This window comes from Caballeronia hypogeia, assembly GCF_001544875.2.
GTDB lineage: Bacteria > Pseudomonadota > Gammaproteobacteria > Burkholderiales > Burkholderiaceae > Caballeronia > Caballeronia hypogeia.
The window spans coordinates 1-7,830 of record NZ_FCOA02000065.1; the positions used below are offsets into that span (position 1 = coordinate 1).

At 66.7% G+C, this 7,830-nt stretch carries 8 protein-coding genes; all 8 read right to left on the bottom strand.

Annotated features, from left to right (window positions below; all coding sequences use genetic code 11):
• Positions 1-116: 116 nt before the first annotated feature.
• Positions 117-515 carry a hypothetical protein gene (locus AWB79_RS37615; protein ID WP_061172544.1) on the bottom strand — a complete coding sequence of 133 codons (399 nt, stop codon included), beginning with the start codon at positions 513-515 and terminating at the stop codon, positions 117-119.
• A gap of 82 nt (positions 516-597) precedes the next feature.
• On the bottom strand, positions 598-1,107 hold the full coding sequence (gene fae, locus AWB79_RS37620) for a formaldehyde-activating enzyme (RefSeq protein ID WP_061172545.1): 510 nt from the start codon (positions 1,105-1,107) through the stop codon (positions 598-600).
• 186 nt (positions 1,108-1,293) lie between these two features.
• Positions 1,294-2,181 (bottom strand): triphosphoribosyl-dephospho-CoA synthase, encoded by an 888-nt coding sequence (locus tag AWB79_RS37625; RefSeq protein WP_061172546.1) that lies wholly within the window; start codon positions 2,179-2,181, stop codon positions 1,294-1,296.
• On the bottom strand, positions 2,168-3,097 hold the full coding sequence (locus AWB79_RS37630) for an ATP-grasp domain-containing protein (protein ID WP_096031666.1): 930 nt from the start codon (positions 3,095-3,097) through the stop codon (positions 2,168-2,170). The genes AWB79_RS37625 and AWB79_RS37630 overlap by 14 nt, the downstream gene beginning before the upstream one ends.
• Positions 3,094-4,098, bottom strand: a complete 1,005-nt coding sequence (gene mch, locus AWB79_RS37635; RefSeq protein ID WP_061172548.1) for a methenyltetrahydromethanopterin cyclohydrolase — start codon at positions 4,096-4,098, stop codon at positions 3,094-3,096. Before mch ends, AWB79_RS37630 begins: the two co-directional genes overlap by 4 nt.
• Positions 4,095-5,270, bottom strand: coding sequence for an ATP-grasp domain-containing protein (locus AWB79_RS37640; RefSeq protein ID WP_061172549.1), 1,176 nt, complete (start codon positions 5,268-5,270; stop codon positions 4,095-4,097). The genes mch and AWB79_RS37640 overlap by 4 nt, the downstream gene beginning before the upstream one ends.
• A complete protein-coding gene (locus tag AWB79_RS37645; protein WP_061172550.1) occupies positions 5,267-6,196 on the bottom strand; it encodes an NAD(P)-dependent methylenetetrahydromethanopterin dehydrogenase in 930 nt (309 codons plus the stop codon). The genes AWB79_RS37640 and AWB79_RS37645 overlap by 4 nt, the downstream gene beginning before the upstream one ends.
• A gap of 59 nt (positions 6,197-6,255) precedes the next feature.
• On the bottom strand, positions 6,256-7,302 hold the full coding sequence (locus AWB79_RS37650; RefSeq protein WP_061172551.1) for a beta-ribofuranosylaminobenzene 5'-phosphate synthase family protein: 1,047 nt from the start codon (positions 7,300-7,302) through the stop codon (positions 6,256-6,258).
• Positions 7,303-7,830 lie beyond the last annotated feature (528 nt).

Here is a 7,830-nt window from a genome sequence, read left to right on the forward strand (position 1 = left end):
TTTGGTGACTTTCTTTGCAGCCGCAAAGAAAGTTACCCCCGCCCCGGGGAGGGGCAGAGCTAATAGACCGACACGAACGCAGGATTTCACAGAAGCGCAAGCGAACGAACTACCCCCTATTTCGCTGCAGACTTCTGCTGAATCCCACAAGCCTTGAACGCATCCTTCTGCAAATCGCGAAACTTTTTAGTTTGCGCCTTCGCGCGATCTACGCGAAATTCAGCCCCGCCTTCTCCCCCCAGCGTCGCGTACTTGGAAAACGTCGACTGCTCGACGAAATCATCATAAGGAAGCACCTGCGCGATCTTGTCGATCGCACAAGAGCACTTGTACACGTTGGCGAAGTCGTGCCCGTTATCGTCCATGCACCCGAGCACATACTCGACGCGCCCTTCGGTCGGATAATCGTGAGTCTTGGCGGGCTTGGCGCCCCCGGAGCCCGTCGCGGCGAACGAAAGCGGCGAAATCAGCGAGAGGCAAGTGAGCACCGTCAACGCGCAGCAACGTGGGGTCATGCGAAAAGCCTCGTAGTTATGGTGAATGACAAATCGCCGGCACGCGCAATAAAACCAGCACACGTGCCGGCCATGCGCGCAATCAGCTCGGCGAGAACGGATGCGACATCGAACCCTTCTTCGATACTACATCCTTCGCCGATGGCTCGCCCGCCACCGCGCGCGCAATCGCTTCCTTCGTCGCCTGATAGTTGAAGTCGTGGATCTTCTGGTCGTCATTCGCTTCCCAGTGGATGAACACACCGACGCAGACGAACAGATCGTCGGCTTCGTCAGCGGGAATCACGCCGCCCTCGACGCTGTCCGCCACCGCCATCGCCACCGCGCGCTGCGCCGGGCCGAACATCTGCACGGCCTGTTTCGCGCCCTTGATCGTCACCTTGTTGAAGAGAATCGTGTTCGGCTTGGTCAGCAGATTCGGCGCGACCACGGCCAGCAGCGAGGTAAAGCCGTCCTTGTTGTTCGTGAGCGCGTGACAGAACGCCGTCTCGGCAGCGGAACCCCTCGGTCCGATGATCAGGTCGATGTGTGCGACCTCGTTGCCATCGCCGACGAGCGACTCTCCTACCATGACGCGGTTGATCTTGGCCATGCTGTTCCTCCAGTGGATATGGTTCTTGGGACTAGCGACTTGCTCTCGACTCGCGCGACGGTGACGCTAAACGCCCGCGCAAGGCTCTCGGTTCAATCGGACTCGTCATGCGACCGCTCAACCGCGAACTTCCTAACATGTTCCGTGCCAATTTTTGGTCCGCTCGCGGCGCGCTTCATGCATGCACTACGAAGCCGGGTTCGTCATCAGCGCGACGAACAGCGTCGCCACCGCGAGGTCCGCGCTCGTGCCCGGGTTGATGCCGCGCGCCTTCAATCCCGCATCCCACGCGTCGAGTTCCGCGGATGTCGTGGGACGCCCCGACGTCCGCCAGTTCGCTCGATGCAAAGCGGCATCGCGCGTGACACTTTGCGCCACCGCCGTGCCCTGCTTGCGCACAATGTGCGAATCGGGCCAGCCCGCGAGAAACGCGAGGAAAGCATCCAGCATCGCGTGATGTCCGCCCGACGGCGCGACCGCGCCCGCCGCCTCCAGCCCCGCGCCGAAGATATCGGCGAAACCATTCTCATATTGACGCGCGATGCTGTCGCGATCGGCGGCCAGCGCCATCGCCGCGCGCAGGGTCACGGTCGGCGGCGCGTGGACGGTCTGCTCGGGCGCGTCGCCCAGACCGCCGGGATTGGCCAGCGCAATCGCGCGATAAGCGAGCCGCGCATCGTCGATATCGAGGTTCGCGAGCACGTCGCGCGTCGCGGCATGCCAGCGCGATGCATCGATCGCATCGGCCGACGCATCCGGCGCTATACGCTCCAGCGCGGCGCACAAGGGCGCGGCCAGCAGCACGATGCCGAGATTCGTGTTGCAGCCGACCGCGTCGAAAGTGCGGCGCACGGCGTCGAGAATGCGCGCGCCCACGCTCGCGCCCGGCGTGAAAAGGCCCGCCGCCGCCGTGTCCGCGCTCGCGATGAACTGGGCCGAGGTCATGCCGTGCCCCGCGCTCGCGACGCTCACGTTGCCCGGCTTGCTCGTCTCGACATCGAGCCGGCATGCGCGCAAAAACGCCGCGCGCGCGCGATCGGTCAGCGGAGCCCTGGAGATGTCAGACGCGCTCATGGTTGCCGGCGAGCGCGAGCTGGCCCTTCGATGCGGCCAGCTTGCGATCGAGCAGATCATCGACGAGCAGCGTCGCGATATCGAGCGGCGTCACGGTTTGCAGCCCGCGCCACGCCGCGACGCCGTTCACTTCGAGCACGACCGGCCGCCCGCCCTCCGACGGAATCAGGTCGACGCCCGCGTAATCGAGCCCGAGCGCCTGCGTCGCGCGCACGGAGATTTCGGCGAGCGCGGGCGTCAGTTCGGCGGGCTCGCAGCGCGCGCCACGCGCGAAGTTGTGAATCCAGTCCTCGCCGCCGACGCGCTTCATTGCCGCGACCGCCCGCCCGCCGATCACGAGCACGCGCCAGTCGAAGCCGTTCTCACCCGCATCGACATAACGCTGCAGATACGCGACCTGGCTGAACGCTTCGAGCGCCGGCAGGCTCACGCCGGGCTTCATCAGGCCCTTGCCCTGCGAACCGAACAGCGGCTTCATGACGACCTGCCGGCCCGCCGCCGCCTCGCGCATCAATACGCGCTGCGCGTGCGCGGCCGATTCGCCCGCCCAGGTCGCGGGCGTCGGCACGCCGTAGCGGTTGAGCAGAAAGCTCGTCATCGACTTGTCGACGCTGCGTTCGATCGCGCGCGCGTCGTTGTAGACCGGCACGCCCGATTCGCGCAGCGCGTGCAGGATGCCGAGCCGCAAGGTCACCTGCTCGAAGGTGCCGCCCGCGATGCCGCGCACGAACGCCGCATCGGGCAGCGCGTGGCCGAAGCCGGGAATCGCGAGGCCGTGCGGCTTCCATGTCGTGTCGATCCGGCAATCGGCGAGATCGACGCAACGCGCCTCCACGCCGCGCGCGCGGAAGGCTTTCCTGAGCCGGCCGGTGTGCCAGCCGGTTTCATCGGTCATGATCGCGACGCGCAAGCTCATGCCGCGCCTCCGAGCCATTGCGCGTCGAGCAGCGGTTTATCGACCTTGCCGCCGTGCCAGGTCGCGCCGCTTTCCAGGCTCGACACCCACACTTCGGCGGGCGCGAACAGCGCGGGGTCGATCTGATAGAAGTCGTAGTTGAACGCCGTGAAGATCTCCGCGAACGGCCGCCCGTAGTCGCGCGCATTCGACGACGGCAATTCCGCCGCGAGCTGCTTCGCAACCGCATCGGATTTCACGGTCAGATGCACGCGGCCGCCATAAAGGATCGCGTCGTTGGTGCGGCCCATCGCCTGAATGCCGTCGGGCGAGGGCGGTGGCAAAGGCGCGCTGCCGCTGCCTTCGACGATTTCGGAGAGATCCACGCCGAGCACGTGCGTCTTGTGCAGCGCGACTTCCACCACGCGCGCGACGACCTGCACCGTGCCGGCGACAGAGTGTGTCGGCGTCACGGCGATCACGAGGTTCTCCGGCTGCAGGCCGCAATCGTTCAGCACCTTGTCGATGACCACTTGCGGCGGCAGGCGATCCACCTCCATCACCAGCGCGCCCTGCGCGTTGCGGTCGCGATAGCCGAGTTCATCGAACAGCGGTTCCTTGCAGGCGAGCGCACGCGCCGGGCCCGAGCCCAGCGAGAAGAACTTCCTGCCGCCGGTCTGCTCCTTGGTCGCGGCGAGGCTCCAGCCCGCGTACTGACTTGCCAGGCACGCGAGCACCGGATTGCTGGTATGCACCTCGATGAAGCTCGGCCAGAGCGGCGCGTCATCGAATGCGATGCGCCGCGCGACGCGCCCGAGCCCGCCCATGCAGATGCGCGCGATCAGAACGCCGGCCTCGGCGCCGCCTTTTGCGTTCACGCCCGCATCGACGATCACGGTGCCGCCTTCCGTGCGCGTCACGTCGACATGAAGGCGCGCGGCGTCGTCGATCAGACGCGCGACCAGCGGCTCGCTCGATGCATTGACGCTCAGCGCGGCATCGGCTTGAAAAGTTGAAGTCATGGCGTGGACAAGATTTCGATACGTTGCAGAAGGCGCGCATGCTCGCGATCCAGCGCGCCGCGCAGACCGGCGAAGGCGGGGGCCGCGGCGGTCATCGTGCAGACCGGCTGGCCCGCTTCGATGCGCGCGCCGACGAGCGGCACGTCGTGGCACGCGGGATCGTCGAAGCAGGCGTCGCTGAACGCGCGCGATGCCGTGAAGCCCGCGGGCGCGAACACGACACGCTGTCCGGCATGGAGCCGCGGCGTTTGCGCGAACGTGTGCGGCACGTGCGGCAGCTCGCCGTGCAGACAGGCGTCCAGATGCGCGCCGATCAGTCCGCGCGGCCAGGCGTCGGGCCAGGCGGCTTCGTAGAGCGCCATTGTCGAGGACGGGCGCGTGTTGATTTCGAGCACGCTGAAGGCGTCGCCATCGAGCAGGAAGTCGATGCTGTTCAGACCCGTCAGGTCGGTTTTCCAGACGATGGTATCGATCGCCTCGACGATGCGCGCGGCCACGTGCGCCGGCAATCGCACGGGTCCGAGCGAACCGGCATGGACGAACGGCAGACGTCCGGCTTCGACCGTCAACTGCTCCGCGAAGCCGATCACGGCCGACTCGCGATGCGCGGCCAGGAACAGCGCGGACATCGAGCGTCCTTGCGCGAGCCGCTCGAAGTACGCGCCCGCCGGCACGCACTCCACGTCTTCCGCCCATTCGATATGGATGCCGCCGCAGCCGTCCGAGCGTTTGACGAGCCAGCCGCGCGGGTCGTCGGGCGGCGTGAAGCGCACCTCGGGATGCGCGATGTCCAGGCTGTCGAGCAGCGCGAAGAAGCGTTTGGGATCGCGCACGGCGGCCGCCTGCGCGCCATTGCCGATGAAGCGCGGCACGCGCGGCGCGCGCGACAGTTCGCCCGCGAGCGGCTCGAGCCCGCTCGTGACGATGAGGCCCAGCATGCGGGGCAGGCGCGCGGCATGTTCGAGCGCATCGTAGAGCCGCGCGCGATCGATCGAAAGACCGTTACCGCCGATATCGAACCACATGCCGGCCTGCTCGCGCGTGTCGCGGTCGCCGAAGATATCGAGCGCGACGACATTCAGTCCCGCGCGCGCGGCGGATTGCGTGAGCAGCCGCGCGGACAGTCCCGCGACGGCCACGCGCGGCGCGCGGGAGGCATCGGCCGGATTCACGAACTCTGTCCCGCGACGATCGCGCGGGCTTCGTCGAATGCTTCGGGGAAGCCGAGATACACGGGCTTGCCGCCGGTGCGCATGCGCAGAAAAAGCCGATGCTCCGCCTGATACTTGACGTTGCCGATGGCGAGCGCGCCGATGCCCACCGCGTCAGAACGCGCCGCGCCCGCGAGCGGCTTGCCGTCGTCCATGACGTTGACGCCGGCGATGCCTTCGGGCGGCACGGCGTTGACGTCGGCGGCGATCAGCAGATTTTTCGCGTGGGCGAGATCGGCGGAAGTCATCACCTGGACGCCTGCTACGGCCGTGGCGAACACCACTTCGGCGCGCGCGAGTTCGCGATGCAACTGATCGGGCGAGCCGGTCGCGACGCCCGAGGTGGCGATGTCGAAGCGCCGGTTGATCTCGTCGCTGACCTGCGTGGCGCGCGACTGGCTCGAATGGCTCGCGACGGCTACATCCGCGCCGAGCGATGCGGCCATTGCCGCGGCCACCCGTCCGACCGCGCCGGTGCCGCCGAGAATCAGCACGCGCTTGCCGCCGAGATCGACGGAATGCGCGGCCTTCAGATGCTTTTCCGCGAGCGCGACGAGGGCGGCGGCGGTCGTGTACGCGCCGCTCGGATCGGTGAAAACGGAGACTTCGAAGGGCGGGACCATGGCGTTGCGCGCGCGTTCGAGCATGTCGGCGGCGAGCATGACGTCGCGTCCGCCGATGAAAATGCCGGTGCGCGACACGCCCTTCGGCCCGCGCGAGAAGATCGCGTCCTGGGTGAGCTGCACGACGCTGTCCTCGTCGACGTTGCAGTAGGGCACGAGGATCTGATAGCCCGCGTCGGCGGCCATGTTGACGTCGAACGGGCTCATTTGCGGCGTGCTGGTGAACATGTGCAGGACGTAGGGTCTTTCGGTGGCTTCGGGCATGGCGATGGACTCGTCTGTCGTGTTGATGTCGATTGAACCGGTTCAGTGCGTCCGGCGTTTTAAGCCGCGTTCGCGCCGTGATGACGGTGGCTTGCCGCGCGCCATGTCGCGCCGCGATTTCGTCCCGAAGCGACGGTGAACGCGAGCGGTGCGCCGGGCGAGACGCGCCGGGCGGCGGCGAGCGCGCGTTCGGCGTCCTGGGCGCTCGCGACGAACGCGAAGCCGACCGGTCCCCACGAGGTCTGACCGATGCCGGCCTTCTGCTCGGCCGCGACGGCTTCGAGGGCGCGCGCGACGGCGGGGCTCGCGAACACGCCGCCTTGCACGGGCGCGAAGTATTCGCCGATGGTTTGCTGCAGGTCGCAGATGGCGTTGGCGAAGGTTTCGAAGTCGCTTTCCGCTACGGCTGGCAGGATGCGCATCAGCACGAGGTGGCTCAGATGCGCGGCGAGTTTCGCGGGGAAGGGCGCGAGGGATGCGAGTCCGCGCTTTTCGTCGTCGCCGTGCAGGCCTTCGCGCGAGGTGTCGTCGACCAGCAGCACGCGCCAGGTTTCCGGGAACGCTTGCCGCGCGATCAGCGGCGGGATGATGGTGCTCTTGTTCGTGTTCGATGCGTTGCGGCCACCGTCGACGATCAGGCCGCCGTGATCGAAACCATGTATGCCGATGCCGGAGCGCGCGCCGCGCGCGAGGATCCGGGCGATGTCGGCGGTGGTCGCTTCGAGGCCGCGGACGCGGGCGTAGGCGGTGCCCAGTGCGAGCGCGAGTTGCGTGCCGGAACCCAGGCCCGTGTGGGCGCGCGGTGTTTCGTGCACTTCGATGTCGATCGTCGGGCCTCGGCCTAATGCGGCTTCGAGTTGCGTCAAGTACTGCTCGATGCGCTGGCGCTGGGTCTCGCTCGCAGCGCCTTCGATCATCGCGTTACGCCGCGATGCCGGCGCCTGGCGCGCTGTGATACGCGTGGCGTTCGCATCGATCGCGAGACCCACGCTGCCGAAGACGCGGCCTAAAGAGCCGTTCGGGTCGATGAAGCCAAGATGCAGGCGCGCAGGCGATTCGACTGTGATGGCCGATGGCGGCGATAGACGTCCGGGGGTGGTCGGCATCGGGGTGGGCTTCCTCTCGTCGTTCGGAATCTTTTCCTTGGGTCTGGAGGTTAGGCAAATCCTGTACCAGGAGAGGGGTTCTTGCTGGCGCTGGATGTTTCGTTCGCTTGTGCTTCTATGAAATCCTGCTTTGGTGTCGGTCTATTAGCGTCGCCCCTCCCCGGGGCAGGGGTAACTTTCTTTGCTGCTGCAAAGAAAGTCACCAAAGAAAGCAGCTTTCTGGACCCGGAGTGCTTGAGGCGGGCTCGTCGTCATCGTTCGGAGTGGCCCAGCCTCTAAGTGTCTCCCTCGTAGGCCTGACGCGAATTGGATCGCACACGGTCTGACGAGCTAGAACGTCAAAGTGGCTGGTTCAGCACGAAAAAGCACCGGCACAGCGCTACGCGCCGCCGTGGGGCATGCAAGGGAGACCGTCGTTGCGCGAATGCTATGAGATGGAAGCGTTAGCAGGAAAGCACGGGCGGACCCGATGGACCGGTCGGCGGCGCGCAGCGCAGCGCCGGAGCTATCAGGCGCTGCACCGGTCCG